The sequence below is a fragment of the Bilophila sp. T19-St14 genome (genome assembly GCF_059728385.1).
The window spans coordinates 483,311-502,190 of record NZ_BAAGFT010000002.1 but is presented as its reverse complement, the minus strand read 5'-3'; the positions used below and the strand labels follow the sequence as shown (position 1 = coordinate 502,190).

The 18,880-nt window shown below is 59.3% G+C and carries 11 protein-coding genes; 7 read left to right on the top strand and 4 right to left on the bottom strand.

Annotation, left to right across the window (positions count from 1 at the left end; all coding sequences use genetic code 11):
* Positions 1–440: 440 nt before the first annotated feature.
* The gene (locus AC6I1V_RS16700) at positions 441–7,523 is read right to left on the bottom strand and encodes an EAL domain-containing protein (protein ID WP_486853437.1); all 7,083 of its coding nucleotides are present in this window, start codon (positions 7,521–7,523) and stop codon (positions 441–443) included.
* A 50-nt stretch (positions 7,524–7,573) separates the two neighbouring features.
* Here AC6I1V_RS16700 and AC6I1V_RS16695 point away from each other — a divergent pair, with 50 nt between their 5' ends.
* A complete protein-coding gene (locus AC6I1V_RS16695; protein ID WP_486853438.1) occupies positions 7,574–7,924 on the top strand; it encodes a hypothetical protein in 351 nt (116 codons plus the stop codon).
* Between the two features lie 588 nt (positions 7,925–8,512).
* Here AC6I1V_RS16695 and AC6I1V_RS16690 read toward each other — a convergent pair.
* Positions 8,513–9,085 carry a hypothetical protein gene (locus AC6I1V_RS16690; RefSeq protein WP_486853439.1) on the bottom strand — a complete coding sequence of 191 codons (573 nt, stop codon included), beginning with the start codon at positions 9,083–9,085 and terminating at the stop codon, positions 8,513–8,515.
* Between the two features lie 1,308 nt (positions 9,086–10,393).
* Here AC6I1V_RS16690 and AC6I1V_RS16685 point away from each other — a divergent pair.
* The 6 genes from AC6I1V_RS16685 (at position 10,394) to AC6I1V_RS16660 (ending at position 16,331) form a co-directional block, all read left to right on the top strand.
* The gene (locus AC6I1V_RS16685) at positions 10,394–11,911 is read left to right on the top strand and encodes a sulfatase family protein (protein WP_337430650.1); all 1,518 of its coding nucleotides are present in this window, start codon (positions 10,394–10,396) and stop codon (positions 11,909–11,911) included.
* Positions 11,912–12,295: 384 nt separating this feature from the next.
* A complete protein-coding gene (locus AC6I1V_RS16680; protein ID WP_337430651.1) occupies positions 12,296–13,699 on the top strand; it encodes an SLC13 family permease in 1,404 nt (467 codons plus the stop codon).
* Between the two features lie 20 nt (positions 13,700–13,719).
* Positions 13,720–14,418 carry a Crp/Fnr family transcriptional regulator gene (locus AC6I1V_RS16675; RefSeq protein WP_486853440.1) on the top strand — a complete coding sequence of 233 codons (699 nt, stop codon included), beginning with the start codon at positions 13,720–13,722 and terminating at the stop codon, positions 14,416–14,418.
* A gap of 156 nt (positions 14,419–14,574) precedes the next feature.
* A complete protein-coding gene (locus AC6I1V_RS16670) occupies positions 14,575–14,883 on the top strand; it encodes a thioredoxin family protein (RefSeq protein WP_302553690.1) in 309 nt (102 codons plus the stop codon).
* Between the two features lie 313 nt (positions 14,884–15,196).
* A complete protein-coding gene (locus tag AC6I1V_RS16665) occupies positions 15,197–15,331 on the top strand; it encodes a hypothetical protein (protein ID WP_337431795.1) in 135 nt (44 codons plus the stop codon).
* A 76-nt stretch (positions 15,332–15,407) separates the two neighbouring features.
* Positions 15,408–16,331 (top strand): NAD(P)/FAD-dependent oxidoreductase, encoded by a 924-nt coding sequence (locus tag AC6I1V_RS16660; protein ID WP_302553692.1) that lies wholly within the window; start codon positions 15,408–15,410, stop codon positions 16,329–16,331.
* A 775-nt stretch (positions 16,332–17,106) separates the two neighbouring features.
* On the opposite strand, the gene AC6I1V_RS16655 is transcribed toward AC6I1V_RS16660, so the two are convergent.
* Both AC6I1V_RS16655 and yedF read right to left on the bottom strand, forming a co-directional pair.
* Entirely contained in the window at positions 17,107–17,424 is a 318-nt protein-coding gene (locus AC6I1V_RS16655) for a 7(1) septoil knot domain-containing protein (RefSeq protein WP_302553694.1), read from the bottom strand.
* A 265-nt stretch (positions 17,425–17,689) separates the two neighbouring features.
* Positions 17,690–18,289 (bottom strand): sulfurtransferase-like selenium metabolism protein YedF, encoded by a 600-nt coding sequence (yedF, locus tag AC6I1V_RS16650; protein ID WP_486853441.1) that lies wholly within the window; start codon positions 18,287–18,289, stop codon positions 17,690–17,692.
* Positions 18,290–18,880: the final 591 nt, after the last annotated feature.

Below are 18,880 nucleotides of genomic sequence, written 5' to 3'. Positions count from 1 at the left end.
CCGTATATCATGACGGTGTTCGCCTCTGCTTTTCCCCTGAGATGAAGCGGGAGATATTTTGATGCCACCCTGATGACGATACTGTATATGCAATAGTTAATGATTATTATACAGATGGGCGCAGAGAGTATGGTGTCCGCAGTGAAGGCGTGGGCGTGGGGTCTGAAGAGACTTTCAATATGCTGACACTGTTCGTGCAAGCAATAGGCTAAAATGGGAGCCTATTGCTGTGGCAACAGGGACATGCGGTACACACTCTCTCTGATAGTGCCGCGCTGTGGGAGGCATTCGCCTTTTCGGTGATTTTATGAAAAATCCATTTTGAATTTCAGCTAGTTGAAATGTAGCTTTCACTGCAGAAGCAAATATCTCCGCGCAAAAGCGGGTATCTCCGGTATGGGGGCCTCCTCCGGGCGCTTGTCCCCGCAGGAGGCCCTCCATCATTTGCTGCTTTGGTCCAGCGTTTCGGCGATGGCTTTGATGCTTGGGGCGACGGGGAAAGGCCGTTCCGTCCCAAAGGCCAATGCCTCGAACTGTGGGATGGGCAGGGGGCGCGAATAGAAATAGCCCTGCGCGTAGGAGCATCCGGCCTGAAGCAGGAAAGCGGCCTGTTCCTCGGTTTCCACGCCTTCGGCAATGACCTTGATGTTCATTTCGCGGGCGAGGGAAATGCTGAACCGGATGACCGTCTTGCCGCGTTCGGTCGTGACGACCTCGTTGAGGAACCCACGGTCGATCTTGATAAAGTCCACGGGCATGCTCTTGAGCATGTTCAGGGACGAGTAGCCCGATCCGAAATCGTCCATTGAGAACTGGAACCCGAAGGCCTGCAGGGCCTTCATGGACTCGAACAGCCCGCTTTCGTTTTCAAGGAACGCGCTTTCGGTGAGCTCCAATTCGAGGAGGTGCGGCGGCAGCCCGTAGCGCCGCATCAGGTCAAGCAGCTTTTCACGCAGGCGCGGATCGTGGATATGCATGCGCGACATATTTACGGAAATGGGCGTGGGCGTGAGGCCGCGGTCAATCCAGCGGCGCAAGGTGATGCAGGCCTGCTCCCAGATGTACTCGTCCAGCCGGTTGATGAAGCCGTTCTTCTCGAACAAAGGGATGAAGCGGTCGGGCGGCATCAGCCCCTCAGTGGGGTGTATCCACCGTACCAGCCCTTCCGAGCCGATGATGCGCGAGGTCGGGATGTGAACCTTGGGCTGAAGGTAGAGCACGAATTGCCCTTGTACGAGGGCGTCGTGCATCTGGTTTTCGATCTTCTTTTCCTCAAGGATCTTCTCGCGCAGCTTGCCGTCGTAAAAGGCGTAGCTGTTCAGGTAATTGCCCTTGATCGTCTTGAGGGCGAGGTTGGCCCAGTCGCAGAGCACGTTGATGGGCGTGTCGGCATTGTCGACCTCGCAGATGCCGAACGAAGGCACGACCTTGTACGGCAGGGGATAGTCGGCGAGCCTGTCCGTCAATTCCCTGATGAGGGCGAGGATCCGCTCACGGGGATAGTCCACGCACAGGCAGAATACGTCCCCGCCCAGCCGCCCATAGACGCTGTGCGTCCCCGCCATCTTTTCCCGCAGGAAATCCGCAATGGTGATGAGGATCTTGTCGCCCTCCTTGAGGCCGTACAGGTCGTTGATGACCTTGAAACGGTCTATGTCCATGCGGACGATGCTGTAGCGGCGTTCGGGATAGGCATGCACGGCCTGTGCCGCCTGCGAGTAGAAGGTATGCATGTTGTAGATGTCGGTCAGGAGATCGAACTCGGCCCGGTACTTGAGCGCGAGCACGGAACGGGTTGCGCTGTCCACGTCGTTGAGCGTGCCGATATAGCGCTTTGGGGTGCCGTTGCCGTCGCGCAGGCAGGTGAGGGCCGCCTTGCACCAGATGTATACGCCGTCGCGCTTGCGGAAGCGGGCGGTCATCTCGGTATAGCGCTGAGCCCGCGAGTCCTTGAGGAAGGCGGCGAGCAACGGCAGGTCGTCAGGATGGATCACAAGGTCATCCCGCCAGATGTGCATCAGATCGCGCTGATCATAGTTTCCGGCGAAACGGGCGGCTATTTCCGGCGAAATGTAGTGGGCGCCGGTTTCGAGGTTCCACTCGAAGACGAGGGTGTCCGTCTGCTCCACGATGGTCCGGTAGCGCTCGTCGTCGAGGCGCTGGCGCTCAAGGAGGATGTTTTGCTGGGCGATTTCCTCGGCCTGCTTCTTGTCCCCGATGTCCATGATGAAGGCGAGATAGATCTCGTCGCCGCCGTCGGGCTGGGCCACGGGGAATATGGTGATCGACGCCCAGTGGTACTCACGGTCGTGCCAGAGCTTGCGGAATTCGCCGATAAGGTATTCCCGCCCCGCCGCGAAGTTCTGCCGCAGCGCATCAAGATCGAAGAACTCAAGGAAACGGGCGCGGTCTTCGGGGAAGATCATGTTGCGCGATACGAGATCGATGGACTCGCTGAGGCGGCCCCGCTCAGGCGGGGTCACATACTTGCCCTCCACATGGTACACGATGCGGTAGCTGTCCTGCGTGATGTTCAGCTCGTACAGCTCGTCATAGATGTTGCGCAAGGCGTGGTCGTACTGCTCGCTGATGCGGCGGCGCTGTTCCTCCTCGCGCTGTTCGGAGATGTCGCGCACGAGGAGCATCCCCTTGTCGGTGCGGCAGGGGTCGTGCCCGCACAGGGGGACGATGAAGGCGGCGACCCAATACCATTTGCCGTCGCGTCCAAGGCGGCGGTATTCGGCGGGGACTTCCATGCGGCCTTCGTTGAATTCCTTGCGGATGTTGCTCCCGATAAAGGCGTTGAGGAAGCGTTCCCGATCCTCAGGGTGGATGAGGGTGGCGGCTATGGTGTGGATGTTGCCGCCCTCGTCCCGATCCACCGGGATCATCGGCGTGTCGGCGGCGTAGACGAGGTGGGGCGTATCGGCGTTGAGGTCGATTTCGTAGATTTCGGTGTAGGTGTTGCGCAGGGCGATGTTGTAACGCTCTTCCTCAATGGCGCGCTCCTCTTCGGCGCGCTTCTGATCCGTGATGTCCCGGATGATGAAAAAGGCGGTCATGTCGTCGCCTTCTTCAAGGAAGAACACACGGTTTTCAAGCCACAGCTCTTTCCCTTTGCCGAGAAGCACGCGGTACTGGGCGACGAGGGTGCGGGAATGCGCGCGGCAGGCCTCGAACAGGGCTTCGGGCGTGGCGGTGCGGTTGATGCGCTCGCGGTCGGCGGGGTGGATCATCGCGATCGCTTCGGCGTGGAATGCACGGTAGTCGCCGGAATGCGGTTCCGCGGGCAGGCTCGGTGCGGAGACGCTGCGCTGGAACTGCCACGTGCGCAGGTTGATCTCGATGATGCAGTCCCCGGACTGGCGGAACACGGCGCTTTGGCGGCGTTCGAGCCGGGCGGCGGTCTCCTCCATCTTTTTGCGCTCGTTGATGTCCTGCCAGAGGATGAGCAGGCGCCCTGACGAGCCGGGCATGGGCAGCACCAGTATCGAGATCCAGTGATAGGTTCCGTCGGCGGCGAGGGCACGGTATTCGGTGGACAGCCGGGGATCGGCGGCCACCTTCTTGCTGACGTTTTCCGGTGAGAAGAGGTCGAGGAAGGAGCCCCGGTCATCGGGATGGATATGCCGGCTGGCGATGGCGAGGGTGTCGCGCGAATACGAATGGGTCAATTCGGGTTTCGCCAGCGTGGAACCCGCGTCACGGTGTACGATGCGCATGGAATCCGTATCGAGCATGACCTCGTAGATCTCGGAATAGCTGTGCTGGAGGGCCTTGTAGAATTCGGCCTCCTCGTTGAGCTGCTCGGTGATGTCGCTCAGCAGGAGCAGGGCATGGCGGCACGATCCGGGGATGGCGCGGATGGCGGCGCTGACCCAGCGGTAGGGCTTCCCGGCGTCCTGCCGCTTGCGGTATTCGAGCTGCGGGGCCTCGCCAGCGTCGAGCCGGGCTGTGATGTTCGGCACGTCGTAAAAGGCACGGACGCTTTCGAGGCTCTCAGGGTGGACGCGGTTCTTGCCGCGATCGAGGACGAACTCCTCAATGGGCATCAGGGTCGGCGGGATGGTGACCTGTTCGCTGTTGTAATAGAGGGGAGCGATGAGCCCGGCCTCAAGATCGAGGCGGAAGATTTCCGTATAGCTGCTTTGCAGGGCGAGGAGGTAGTTGTTTTCCTCTTCCTTCTTCTTGGTGACGTCGCGCAGCAGGATGAGGGCATGCCCCTCGTTGCCGGGGACGGGCTGCGCCGAGGCGGAAATCCAGCGGTAAGGGCCGGTTTCCGTTAAACGCTTGCGGTATTCGCACTCCGGGTGGCCGCCGCGCTCCAGTTCCTCAAAGAGGCGGCGCTCGTAGAAATCGAGCACGCTTTCGAGGGAGTCGGGGGCTACGCGGTCAACGGCGCGCTGGTGGACAAACGAGGAATAGTTGGCCTCCCCCTTGATGGCGGCCGCCTGCCCGCTGTTGTAGAACAGCGGGGTGACCGAGCGGTTCGTGATGTCGAGGGAGAAGATTTCGGAATAATTGTTTTGCAGGGCAAGGAGATAGTTGTCCTGCCGCTTCTTGCTTTCGGTGACGTCGCGCACGAGGAGGACGGCCTCGCCGCGTTTGCCGGCCGGCAGGGGCACGATGAGCGCCAGCATCCAATGGTAGGCCCCGTCAAGGCCGAGCTTGCGGTATTCGGCGGAAGGCTCGTCTCCGGCGTCAAGTTTCCTGAGGATGCTTTCGGCAGTGAAGAAATTCAGGAAAAGGGCCCGATCCTGCGGGTGGACGCGGGTTTCCATGACCGTGATGATGTCCTTGTCGAATTCGCCGCTGACATCAATGGGCGCGAGCAGCTTGGTATTGCAGAACAGGCAGGCCAGTTGGTTGGCGGCGAGATCCATACGGTAGATCTTGGCGTAGCTGTTCTGGAGGGCTACCTGAAGGTTTTCCTCTTCCTGCCTGCGGGTGAATTCGGCGGCCTTCAGATCGTCGATGTCCCGGATGCACTGGAGGGCGTGGCGCGAGCCGTCGTCCTGCGTATAGGCGAAGGCGATGCGGGAGCGCCAGCGGGGGCCGGTGTCCTCGTCAGACAGGTATTCGAGGTAGGCGCTCCTGCCGTCCGCATCCTCCGCGAAGGCCGCCCGCAGCCCTTCGAGGGAAAAGCATTCGCGGAAGGCGTCACGATGCTGCGGGAGGACATGGCCTGCGAACCGTCCGAAGTGGTCGGCGTAATCGCCCGAAGCGTCGGCGGCGAAGCCGCTGCGGTTGGCCAGAAGCTCGAAATGCCCGGTGCCGAGATCCACATCCACGACATGATGGTAGCCTGCGCAGAGGGCGCGGGCGAAGGAGTCGCGCTTGGCCTTGGCCTCCCGCTCCTCGGTCGTCAGAAGGCGTTCGGAAATGAGCACGACGTGTGCCGGCTCCCTGTTTTCCCAGAGGAGCCCGGAAACGGAAACCTCGCAGACGCCCTTGAAGGGCGGGTGTTCATGCAGGGTGGTGAAGGCTTCCCCGCCGCCGCGTTTCGCCACGGGGCAGAGGGGGCAGATGTCGGATCTGCCCCAAAACACCTCAAAGCAGGTTGCCCCGATCCTGGCATTGGGGTACGCGCGGGCGACCGTATCGTTGAAATAGACGATGCGGTGGCTGGCGTCGATGACGTAGACCGCCGTATTGTGCAGGCTGTCGAGGATGTTGCGGGTGGATTCGTAGCTTTCGCGCAAAAGGCTGGCGGAACGGCGCTGGCGGATGTACTCCCCGATGATTTTGGACATGAGGATGAGGGCGTCCACTTCCTGCTGCGTCCATATGCGGCGGTTGCCGCGCTCCTCGAAACCGATATGGCCGATCACGCGCCCGTCGCACACGATGTCGCATTGGAGGAGCGAGGAGATGGCGCCGTCGAGGATGAACGTTTTCCCTTCCGAGAGGATTTCCGAAAAATCGCTGCAATAATAGATGCCGCTGAAGTCCCGTGTTTGGGGCAGCTTGACGGCTTCGACGGGGACGTTTTGGAACCGTTCCCCGCTGCGCCATTTCGGATCGGAGCACCATTCGTGCGCGATGCTGGCGGACTTCCCATCGGGCGAATATTTAAAGATGAGGATCTTGTCCACGCGCAAGGTGTTTCCGATGAAATGCAGCGCGTTGTCGATCCCTTCGTGCATGTCGTACATGCTGAAGAGGATGTCGATGATGTCCACCATGATGTTGTTGCGGACGGCGTTGGCGGCGAGGGGCGGGGATGTCTGGACGCCGCCGGCGTCCCCGCCGGAGGACTGCCCGAAGAATTCGTAACGGTTTTTGCCGTTCCCTTTGGCGTGGTACAGGGCGACGTCGGCCTGCCGGAACAGATCCTCATAGGCAATGGGGCGTTCGGTTACGGCGATGCCCACGCTGACGGAGATGGCGTTGCTGACGTTGCTGTTTTTGAACAGGGTTCGGATGGAGGAACAGAGGGATCGCGCGCGTGTGCGGATGCCCGCGGTTTCGGAAACGTCGCGCATATAGACGTGGAACTCGTCGCCGCCCACGCGCCCGATGATGTCGTCTTGGCGGAAGGTGCGCCGGAGCTGGCGGGCGATCTCGATGATGATGGAGTCCCCGGCGAGGTGCCCCATGCTGTCGTTGACGTCCTTGAAGTTGTCGATGTCGATCATGAACAGCACGCCGAAACTGCCGGGCCGTGCGTCGCGCAGGGCGATGCGGATCTCCTCTTCGGTGGTGGCCTTGTTGTACAGCCCGGTCATGGAGTCGGTGCGGCTCTTGTCAAGGAGCCTGAGCTGTTCGCGCTTCTGGCGGTCGATGTCGCGCAGCGCGCCCACGGATTTGATGGGCTTGCCGAGGGCGTCCTTGATGTTGGTGCTGTAGAGGGCGAACCAGTGCTTGCTGCCTGAGCGTGTAGGCAGGAACCGTTCGGGTGCGGCCCCGGTGGGGGCTTTTTCGGCGTCGAGGGCGAGGAATGGCCCCCGGAACCCTTCGCTCACGGGATCGATGGGCTCGCCTTTGCCCAGCCGCTCGCGGAAACGGTGGATAACGGGTTCGTGCCCAAAGACCTTATGGTACTTTTGGGTGTAGGTGATGGTGTCCGTCCCGAAATCGTATTCAAAGGGCAGATCTTCGGAAATGTCGGCGATGAGGGCGTATTTGCGGCGCTCATATTCGGCGCTGCGCAGCATCTCCTCCACACGGGCGAGATCGGTAAAGGTACAGAGATAGATGGGGTATTGGCCTTTGTGGAGTACGCCCTCCACGCGCGTGGCGGAGAGGCGGATGCGGATGGGGGTGCCCTTGCGGACGATCTCCCCTTCCCAGTCGAAAAGGGGAGGGTGTCCGGCGAGCAGCCCGATGAGGCGCGCGGCGGAAGACGGTTCGAGCCAAGGGAGGAGGGCGCTGCCCTGCTGGCGGCAGGGCTCGGCGGCTTCCCCGGCAAGCGTGCGGAAAGCCTTGTTCGCCGCGAGCAGGCTGAGCTGCGGATCCGCGGCAACGGTGGCGGTTCCGGTGATTATGTGCGGGTTGTCGAGGAATTCTTGGAGCCTGTTCATTCGACTGTTCTCTTGAATAGGGTGTGGAGACATTCCGGGGGATGCCCCGCATGTCGGGACATATTGGATCGGCGGCGCAAATTCCCGCCAGAATAGGGATGCCCCCGCATGTCGGAAAATATCTTAGAGATGAAAAGATATTATTGCATAATCCGGGATGCCCCGCATGCCGGAGAAGATTTTTGGGTAAGGCTCTGTTAGAGCATGTAGTTGCTCCATCTCCACAGTGCGGTGAAAAATACAGCCTCTTTTTCTGTGTTCCCCTTGGCGGGATCCACGGCCAAGGCATTTTGCCGGTTATCCCTTTGGAGCTTCAAGGAAAAAATCATCAACCATTTTCTATAAGGCTGTGTTTAAGTTTACGGTTGCTGATTTTTTCAATGAAAATCATGAATAGATAAAAGCTCGTTTCATGTCTGGTGATGTGGGCCTCTCTCATTTTTTGTTCATTATATGAAATCCAGTTTTGAAGAATTGTTGCGAGACCTCCAGATAATCTCCAAAGAGCTCTTCCTTTCCAGTTGGAATCTTGTATCAACCACAAACTTAAACACAGCCTTCTATAACACAGCCTTTGGTAAAAATACGCGTCCCTTCAAGCACAGGATACCCCCGCATGCCGGGGAAGATCCTACGTGTGCGGAAGCCCCCCAGATGTGCCGGATCCCCCCGTATGCAGGGGATAATATCCCATTCAAACTAAACGAGCACTCATCTGTAGGATACCCCCGTATGCAGGGAAAGTTCTGAAAATTCGGCGTATCATCATCTATTTCATAGGGATACCCACCAACGTATGCCGGGGAATATCTCGTGGCGGTGAGCGATCCACCGGTCGCTAGCAGATACTAAAAACTACAGCGGCAGGTTTATAATCTCAAGGAGCGATCCGCCGGTCGCCAGCAGATACCCCCGTATGTCGGGGAAGATCCGCCACAAGGCCAGCATGTCCAGCGGACGCACGGGATACCCCACGATTTTCTATTCCCTCAACTACAGTAACAAACATACCCAGCGGACGCACGGGATACCCTGAATACGCAGCCGGCGGCAAGCGGCTTTTGCAGCATGGGATGCCCCGCATACCGGGGAAGATCGCCGGGCGCGGTGTTCCGCAGGTGTGCGGCGGCGACGCCATCCGAGGGCAAAGCATGCACCGCCGGGCGCGGCGCTCCGTAGGCGGGTGGATGCCCCGGATCGTGCCGCCGCTGCTCGACAGGGCGGAAGCGGGCTCCGCGGGCAGGGGGGATGCCAGCCCACAAATGACCGCCCAAACTCTTTGAAGAAGCGGGCTCCGCAGGCGGGGAGGTGCCCCGCATGCCGGAGAGCTTCAAGCCGGGATCAGCAGCGTCAAGGCCGCCAAGGATGCCCCACATGCCGGGGAAGGATTCATCAAGGCTTTTCATCGTCCGGCAATGCTGGAACCCTCTGCCGGGAATATCCGCCATGCGCCGTATCAAAGCGGCAAGAAAACCGGCTCCTTCCATATCTACAGGAAAATCCGCCCGCACCGTATCAAAGGCTGGAAAATCCGATACGGCATCCGGCAACAGAGGATACACTTACGGGTGGCATCCATCAAGCGGAGTTGTTTTTTTGTATCAGAAATTATTCCAAAACCGTTCCCGTTGCGGAGGGTAATGTCCCTTTGGGCGGGGGACAGCGCTGTGGCCGTCGGAATCGCACAGCGGCCAGTTGGGGATGTCCCTTCGGGCGGGGAACAGCGGGGCCGCCCCTCGGAGAGGCGAGGGGCATCGGCAAAAGCCATATAGATTTGCCGAGACATAAGGCTGTGGGTAGATCTCTGTTGACCGATCGCGTTTCCGTCCCGCCCCAGTACGATGCAGGAACGTCTCCATTTGCATCACCTTTCCCCCTCAGCATCACCCCCGCCGTAGTTGGCCCGAATGTCATGCGCGGGATCGCTGGCAGTGCGCTTGGATGTCTTCGCTCTGCCGGTTTCCGGGCTCTCACCACTCCCTGCCCCAATTTCGGAAAGGCGGGAGCCGGGATCAAAAAACATGCGTGCAAGCCAAGATGGAGCGCCGTTGGAACATCAATGCCCGGCGGTATGACTGTGGTGGATCTCGCATAGACTGGAGAACAACCTGCTGCGCTAAAAAGGGCATTCCGCGTCCACCAAGGCTGCCAAAACCGCCGTCTTCTCCAGTTCGTGCCCCCTTGTATGCCGCACCAGTGACATTGGCTGCATCGTAAAGCCCAACAACGCCAAAATGAGCTTCAATCGTGGGTAACCCCGGCGCGTTAAAACGCCCGCAGCCCCTGTCCCCGTCCAGGCTCGGAAAGGCTGCCCGCTTGCTCGCCGAGGACGGCGCTTGCCCTATGGATACGCGTTCTCTGTACGGGGTTCCGGGTTCTTTTTGGGGGGCGGCACGATGGAAACGGCTTTTCCGCCGGGCAAAGCAAGGGGGAGGGCTTCCGCGTATGGGGCGGGCTGGGCAATGCGTCCGGTCGGAAGGGGTGGTTCCTGCTGGGGCAGGGCCGCCCTTTTCGTTCCCCGCTCCTGAATGCCGTACCAGTATCTCAGTAAATTGCTTCATCCTTTTCCCATGTGAAGAAAAGATCCCCTCCGGATGCCCCCATTCCAACCAAATTCCTTGAGCCTCAAGGATTTTCGCCCAATCGTGGCGTTCCTTTCTTTTATCATAAAAAAGCTAATAGACGTAATGCATTATACCTTATAATCAACGTTATTCCGGCTTTTCGCTTCCTCCGTGGTTTCCGTGAAAAAAACGGAAAAGGTGAAAAGTGTCTTTTGTGAGACAGAAAATGTCCTTGGAATCCGTATTGTGAACGCAAGAACAAGGTCGCGCAGCGACCCTCCAACCCTCTCTACGGAAGGAACCGCCATGAAAGAAGACCGCAAGATCAAGAACGTCGTGCTGATCATGCTCGACACGCTGCAGTTCAACTATCTCGGCTGCTACGGCAACAAGGTTGTGAAGACCCCCAATATCGATCGCCTCGCCCGTCAGGGCTTCCTCTTTGAAAACGCCTACAGCGAAGGCCTGCCCACCGTGCCCGTGCGCCGCGCCCTGATGACGGGCCGCTTCACGCTGCCTTACGGCGGCTGGCAGCCTCTTGCCCCTGACGACACCACCGTCGCCGACATCATGTGGGGCAAGAACATGCAGACGGCCCTCGTCTACGACACCCCGCCCATGCGCCTGCCCAAATACGGCTATTCGCGCGGTTTTGACTTCGTGAGCTTCAACCCCGGCCAGGAGCTTGACCATACCAGCTTTGCCGATGTGCCGCTGGATCCCGCGCTGAAGCCGGAAGACTATACCTCCCCCACGATGGTTTTCAACGAAAAGGGGGAAATCATCGATGAAGACAGCACGCAGCTCCTTGACGAAATCGGCTGCTTCCTGCGCCAGCAGCAGTTCCGCAAGCCCGAAGACAGCTATATTTCCCGCGTCATGACGGATGCCCAAAACTGGCTGTCCAACCGCCGCGACAAGACCCGCCCCTTCCTGCTGTGGGTGGATTCCTTCGATCCGCATGAGCCTTGGGACCCGGAATCCGTATGGAAGGGCGAACCCTGCCCCTATGATCCCGAATACGTCGGCAACCCGCTGGTGCTCGCGCCATGGACGCCCGTCAAAGGCCGCATTACGGAGCGCGAATGCGAGCACATCCGCGCCTTGTACATGGAGAAGATCACGCAGGTGGACAAGTGGGTGGGCGAACTGCTCGACTCCATCCGCGCTCAGGGGCTTTGGGACGAAACCCTCATCGTGCTGATGTCCGACCACGGCCAGCCGATGGGCGAGGGCGAGCACGGCCACGGCATCATGCGCAAGTGCCGCCCGTGGCCTTATGAGGAGCTCGTGCATGTGCCGTTGATCATGCACGTCCCCGGCATCGAAGGCGGAAGGCGCATCAAGAGTTTCGTGCAGAACGTGGACGTGACCGCGACCATCATGGACGCGCTCGGAGAGCTCGGCACGCCGCAGAAGGCGAGCGATTTCGGCTTCCCGACCTACGACACCTCGGAAATGCAGGGCATCAGCCTCCTGCCCGTGATGCGCGGCGAGACCGACACCGTGCGCGACTGCGCCATCGCCGGGTACTACGGCATGTCGTGGTCACTCATCACCGAGGACTACTCCTACGTGCACTGGCTGGTGAGCGAGGACGTGAAGGACAGCGTGGACTGCATCGCCGGTTCCGGCACCGAAATGAAGGAAGAAATGTGGACCTGCACGGCTGGCGCGAAGGTGCAGGTGCCCGATCATGACGAATTGTACGACCGCAGGGCCGACCCCTTCCAGCTCAACAACATCGCGGAGCAGAACCCCGACAAGGCCCGCGAGATGCTCCAGCAGCTCAAGCTCGTCATCGGAGAAATCCGCACGAGCTGAGGCAAGGGAAGATGGGAAAAATGGGGGAAAGGGCGAACCTTTTTGGAGAAAGGCCGCGCCCTTCCCTAACCTCCCCCCCAAGGCTTTTGATTGGCGGGGAGGGCGGAAGGCGTTCCGCCGGGCCGCGGCGGGTTCCCCCAGGGCTTCGGCAAGGCCCGCTTCCCCTTCTCTTTTTCGGGAGCCGAAACGCGGGTTATGCGATGTTGTTGCGGACATCAGCGGGATAAGGCTTTTCCCGATTCCTCCAGTTGAAGCGAGACAGCCCTTCTTTCCCGGCCGGGGAAGTCGGGAGCCGAAGGCCAGGATGCGTTGCGGACGTTTGGGCGTTGCGCCTTTTCCCTCCGGTGATTCAATCTTTTTTTCCACACCCTGCGTGGAGCGCATATGACAACTGCCGTTGCGACCAACAAGCTGTCCGGAAAGTGGATAGGCTGGCTGACGAGCCTGCTCGGCGGCCTCTTTGTGGCTTGGTGCTTTTATGACCCGAGCACGCCGAAAGTGAACCTCTACTGGTTCGGGACGATCATGGCGATCGGCATGTTCGCCTTTGACCTGCTGCCGAACTTCGTCACCGCCGTCCTGCTCCTGATGTACTACATCCTGACGGGCATCGCGGCCCCGGATGTGGCTTTCGTCGGCTGGACCACCCCCATCCCGTGGCTGTGCATGTGCGGCATGCTCATCGGCGTGCTCATGGAAAAGACGCGCCTCGCCAACCGCATCGCCCTGTTCACCATCAGCCGCGTGGGGACTACCCCCATCCGCATGTACATCGCGTTCCTGCTTGCCGGATTCCTCGTCAGCGCGATCATCCCCGACGTCATCACGGTCGACATCCTGTTCATGGCCATCGCCACCGGCATGTGCCAGAGCCTCAACCTGTCCGTGACTTCCCGTTCCGCGACCACCATCGTCCTTGCCGCCTTCTTCGGCGCGACCATTTCTTCGGCGGCCTACCTGCCCAATAATACGGGCATCATCGGCCTGCTCATGGTCAAGGACATGGGCGTCCCGTTCACATGGCTGGGCTTCTACAGCGAAAACCTGCCTTACCAGATCGGGCACGCACTGCTGGCCTATACCATCCTGCACCTTTTCGGCGGGCGTGAGCTCGGCGAGCACATTTCCCGCTGCCGCGCCTGCGCCGAAGCCGAACTCGTCGCCCTCGGCAAGATGGGCCGCGATGAGAAGAAGACCCTCGTTCTGGCCCTGCTCGCGCTGGCGGCCTTCATCAGCGAGCCGTGGCACGGCATCCCCGGCTACTTTGCCTTCTGCAGCATAGTCCTGCTTGGGTTCACCCCCGTCTTCAGCCTGATGGAAGCCGGCGATCTCAAGAAGGTGCAGTTCCCCATCCTGTTTTTTATCGCGGGCTGCATGGCCATCGGCATCGTGGCGGGGAACCTCGGCATCCCCGCATGGCTGGCCGCGAAGCTGGTGCCCTACCTCCAGCAGATCGACAGCAACGCCGGTTCATCCATGTTCGCCTATTGGGTGGGCGTCGTCGCCAACCTCGTGTTGACGCCCGTTGCGGCGGCCACGTCCCTGAGCGTGCCCATGGCCGAAATCGCCAATTCGCTGAACCTTGGGATCAAGCCCATCCTCTACAGCTTCCTGTACGGGCTTGACCAGTTCTTCCTGCCGTATGAGCTGGCCCCGGCCCTGATCATGTTTGCGACAGGATACGTCCGCGTCCGTTACCTGATAGGCATCATGACGGTGCGCATGGTTTTGGCCAGTCTGATCGTGGCCTTCGTCGCCGCCTTCATCTGGCCCATGATGAGCCTGTAGGGAGGGGAAAAGGAGCGAACATGAACCGGTTCGGCTTTTGCAGGCAGGAAGGCCCGGTATTCCGTATCCGGGATCTCAACAGCCCTTGGCGTTCGGTCCTGCATCTGGGCCAGCGCCAGATGGTGGGCAAGTCCTACCAGTGGGAAGACGATCCCGAAACCTCCACCTTCTCGTTTTTGGAGAAGGGCAGGGTGCGGCTCCTGAACCTTTCCGAAACGGGCAAGGAGCGTATTGTGCTCTACATCGAGTCGGGGTGCCTCTTCCGCGAAGTCGTGCTGCTGCATGTTTCCCCTTTGCATCCTGCATCATTGGTGGCGCTGGAACCCTGTGAAGTCTATAATTTCCCCCGGACTCTGCTGGACGACGCCGAATTTGTGCGGCACTATCCGGCGCTGATGAGCAATCTGGTCCACTCGCTTGGAGCCAAGGCCGGGGCCTTTTACAGCCAGATAACCGAAAGCGTCGAGCTGGACCCGCAGACGCAGGTATGCCGGTATCTGCACCGGCTGGCCGAGGAGCGCCGGACCCGCGTGGTCAATCCCGGCGTGTCGCAGTCCGAGCTGGCCCTCGTGCTCGGCTTGCATCGGAGCACGGTATGCCGCATTATCCGAATCCTGCGCGATCGGGGCGTTCTGGGGCACTTTACCCGGTGTTCCCTTGAGATCCTCGACCGCGAAGCCCTTGCGGAGCTGTGCAATCCGAGCGAGGGGGGAAAATAGGACAACCGGGGGGAGGGGACTTCCGGAGAGTACCCGCATGGTTCCCCCCTCCTTGGATATACCGCCTTCCCACACCTTTTCGAGGAAGGGAGGCGGCACGGAGGGGAATCCCCTTTCGTGACGCGAGAACCGCATGAAACCCATTGGAGTGACATTATGATCGAGATCATCACCGAAGCCGACTACAAGGATCGCCTTGCCGCGACGGAAAAGGGCGTGCTGCTGTTCTTCAAGAAGCTGTGCCCGCATTGCAAGAACATGGAGAAGGTGCTTGAGAAGTTCGGGGCCGCCAAACCCGGCATCGCGCTGTACGGCATCGATATTGAAGAAAACGCCGCCGCTGCCGCCGCGCTCGGCGCCGAACGCCCGCCGACGGTTTTCGTCATCAAGGGCGGTGAGGTCAAGGCTTCCAAGGTCGGCCTCATGAACCCCCGCGAAATGGCCGCGTTCTTCGAGAAGGCCTAAGTTGCCGAATGGGGGAAGGGGGTGTTTTTTTCGAGAACGGTGCGCTGATGCGCGTTCCCCCTTCCTTCCACATTGTCTTTTTCCCTTATCCTGCATCCGTCACGATGAAGGCTTCAATGCTTTTCTGTTTGGCTCTGTCATAGTATGAGGTCGCTTCATCTCCACAGTGCGGTGAAAATACGGCCTTTTTCTCCGGTTTTTCTCTCGGCGGAATACAGGGCTAGGGCATTTTCTCGGTTAATCATTTGGAACTTCAAGAAAAAAGCATCAACCATTTTCTAGGGCACAGCTTTCTGTTTTTGCCAATGATTGCGTGAGCCGAACCCCCTTCGGCGGCAAGGCACGGGCAAAGGCGGGGCCGGTCGTCGCGTCGTTTGTCTCGGAAAAGGCGGCGGTTCCCATGCGGGAAAGCCGCGGCGTCATCTTCCCACCAGCCGAAACGTTTTGAGGTGGGGGCCGGGAAAGGAGGCTTTTGTAAGGGGCCCTTCACCCGGCAAATCAGGAGTTTCCATCAGGAGCTTGCAATGGAAGAACGTACTTGTGACATCATCGTACTGGGCGGAGGGCCTGCCGGGATGACGGCGGCGATCTACGCGAAACGCGCAAACCTCGATGTGGTGCTCCTCGAAACGAATGTGACGGGCGGGCTGGTGAATTCGACGTATACGGTGGAGAATTTTCCCTCCTACCCTGAGATCCACGGCATGGAACTCATGGAAAAGATGCGCGAACACGTGGATCACATGGGCGTGGAAGTCGAGGAAGTGTTTGAAGTCACCGGCCTTGAGCTTGGCGAAGACGAGAAAGCCGTGCATGGGGACGGCATCGTTTACAAGGCCCCGGCGATCATTCTGGCGACGGGCCGCAAGCCCATTGCGCTGGACGTGCCCACCGAATGCGATCAGATGCACTTCTGCGCGATCTGCGACGGCGCCCCGTACAAGGGCAAGCGCGTGCTCGTGGTCGGCGGCGGGAACAGCGCCTTCGACGAGGGCTTGTACCTCCTGAATCTCGGCGTCGCCGAGCTGACCGTGGTGGAAGTCATGGATCGCTTCTTCGCGGCGGAGGCCACGCAGGACGCCCTGCTCGGCGATCCCCGCGTGAAGGGCTTCAAGACGACCAAGGTCGTGGATGTGGAAGTCACGGACGGCAGGCTGTCCGCCGCCATCCTCGAAAACGTGCAGACCGGCGAACGCACCGCGCTGCCCGTGGACGGGATTTTCGTCTTCCTCGGCCAGTCCCCGAACAACGAGTGGTTCAAGGATGCGATCGCCCTTGATGACAAGGGCTACATCCTTGCGGGTGAGGATATGTCCACCAATATTCCCGGCGTATTCGGCGCGGGGGACATCAACCGAAAGCCGTTCCGCCAGATCACCACGGCGGTCAGCGACGGCACCGTCGCCGCGCTTGCCGCCGAGCGTTGGTTGCGCAGCCGCAAGAAATAGGGTTATGTATGGCGCCGGGGAGGATGTTTGGGGAAAGGCATCCTCCCCCGCCATGTCGTCCGCATGAACGGACGGCGGGGAGAGACGTTCCTTCAGGGGGACGAAGACGGGGTAAGTGCCCCGTCTTTTTTTATGGGAAACAACAAATGACCGGATAGTTGTTTTTGGGGAAGCCCCTATACCAAGGACTGATTGGTGTCGTTACGCAATAGGCTCTGTCATAGGATGTGGTTTATCTCTACAGTACGGTGAAAATACGGCTTTTTTATCTAGCTTTTCCGTTGTCGGAATCTATGGCTAAGGCATTTTGCTGGCTGTTCCTTTGGAACTTTAAGGAAAGGATCTGTCATAGCATGTGGTTGTCTTATCTCCACAGCACGGTGGAAATGCAGCCTTTTTCTCCAATTTCCCCTTGGCGGAATCCATAACAAAGGAATTTTGTTGGTTATTTCTTTGCAACTTCAAGGAAAAAAGCATCAACCATTTTTTATGGCACAGCCTTTCAGAACTGTTCCTTACCATGCCCATATACGTATGTCCGCCCTTGGCCTCGGTATCAGGGGACACTGGGACATCTCCCCATCCGTTCAGAGGCTTTTGCTGTTGGAGGCATGCTGATGGAGTGCTGGGTGGGCATCCCATCCGCTTCGGCCAACGAAGGCGGCATCGGCGTCATCGTCATCATGGAACGCCGGGTACGCATCCCCTCCGGCAGACAAGGGAAGCTGCCCAGCCGGGGCAGAGCGGGCTGCGGCAACGGGCTGCGTACGGGAAATTATGGGCGCCCCGGAAAAGCATCTACAAATTCAATGGTAATATCGGGAAGCGCATCCACGAATTGAACGGTAAAATCCGGTAAGCTGTCCACCCATTCCCATTCTCCGCAGTTGTAGGGGAAGGCGTCCACTGCCTTGACTTTGAGATCCGCAAGCGCGGAAACCCGTTGTACAGTAATGTCGGCAAGGGCATCCACGACTTGGACTTTGCCGTAGAGCTTTATACCCTTTGCCGTACATTGGCTGTCAACGGCACTTTGGGCATTCGCCTGACTGCAAAGGCAGGCTGCAATCAGGCTCAAGAGAAGGTACCGCATGACATATCCTTAGCGGGCCGTATTATTGGGTGGCATCGTCTTTTCGAGGACAGCCCCATCAGCGGAAACCCAAGAAAGCCGAATATGGCCCCGATCCAGGCCATCTTGGAGTAGGCTGCTGTCGGAACCGATGGGCGTCTGTGCGGCAGTCGGGTATCGGGGATATGCCCCCCTCCCGGTTTGTGATGGGAGGGGGAGCCTTGGAGTGCCGAGCCGTTTTCGCCGGAAACGGGGCTTGAAGCCGTTCCCGGCAAAAGGAAAGGGGTTACGGGCGGATGACCTTGTCGGCCAGCGCGAGGCTGGTCACGACATCCAGCATATTGGTGGTCTGCCCGACCTGCTTCGCCTCAAGGAGGCCGTAGAAATCAAGGCAGGTTCCGCAGACGAGGATGTCCGTCCCCGCGCTTTCAAGGGCCTTCAGGCTGTCCAGCGATTTGCCGGGGGCGGCGGCAAGCTTCACGCCGCCGTTCAGCAGGATGACGCGCCACAGGCTTTCACCCAGCTCGGTCAGGGTGGACAGGAAGTTCCCCATCAGTTTTTCGCCAAGTTCATCATCCCCGCGCCCGAAGGTTTCGGTGGTGATGAGCACCAGCGTCTTGCCGGGCGTGAGGGATGCGGCGGCGGGTTCCGGCTCGGTGACGCGGCATCCGCATGCCGTGGCGGAAACGGCCCACAGGGAGGCCCCCTCTTGCCGCACGTCCACGGAATAGCCGCTCCTGCCAAGAAAACGGCCCACATTCTCCGAAGCCGCCGTATTGTCCACAAGCACGCGCAGCGAGGCGGGCTTTTCTTCTTCCAGCAGCCTGCGGCAACGAATGACGGGTTCGGGGCAGGCCAATCCGCAGCAGTTCAATTCCTTGGTCATGTGTCTATCCTTTTTGTTTTTTGGCTGTGCCATAGGAAAGGGTTGATGCTTTCTTGAAGTTCCAAAGGCATAACCAATAACATGCTTCAGTCATGAAGTCTGCCGGCGGAAAATTCAATAAAAAATCTGTATTTTCAATATAATACAAACATAAAATAGCCGCACGCCATGACAGGGCCTTGTTTTTTCATGAAACGGCCGCCGTCCGTAAGAAAATGCTGCCTGAAGGAGCGGGGGATGGAATGCCAAATCCTCCAGTATACGGCTTTGCCGCTCCGGGTGGGTGGAAAAATCCGTCCGCGATGGGCCTTACCCGTTTCGGCTGGGCAGGATGTTCAATCATCCGGTATTTGCGGCCTTACTTCATCCGGGTGGGCTGGATATACCAATATTTGCGTGATATTGCGTTACTCGCTTCGGGGAGGGAATCCTTCCATGATGGGTCTTACCCCCTTCCGGGGGCAGAATACCAAATAGTTACGTGATGCGGCTTTGCCCGCTTCGGGTTGGTGGAAAAATCCGTCCGCGATGGGCCTTATCCGTTTCGGCTGGGCAGGATGTTCAAACATCCGGTATTTGCGGCCTTACTTC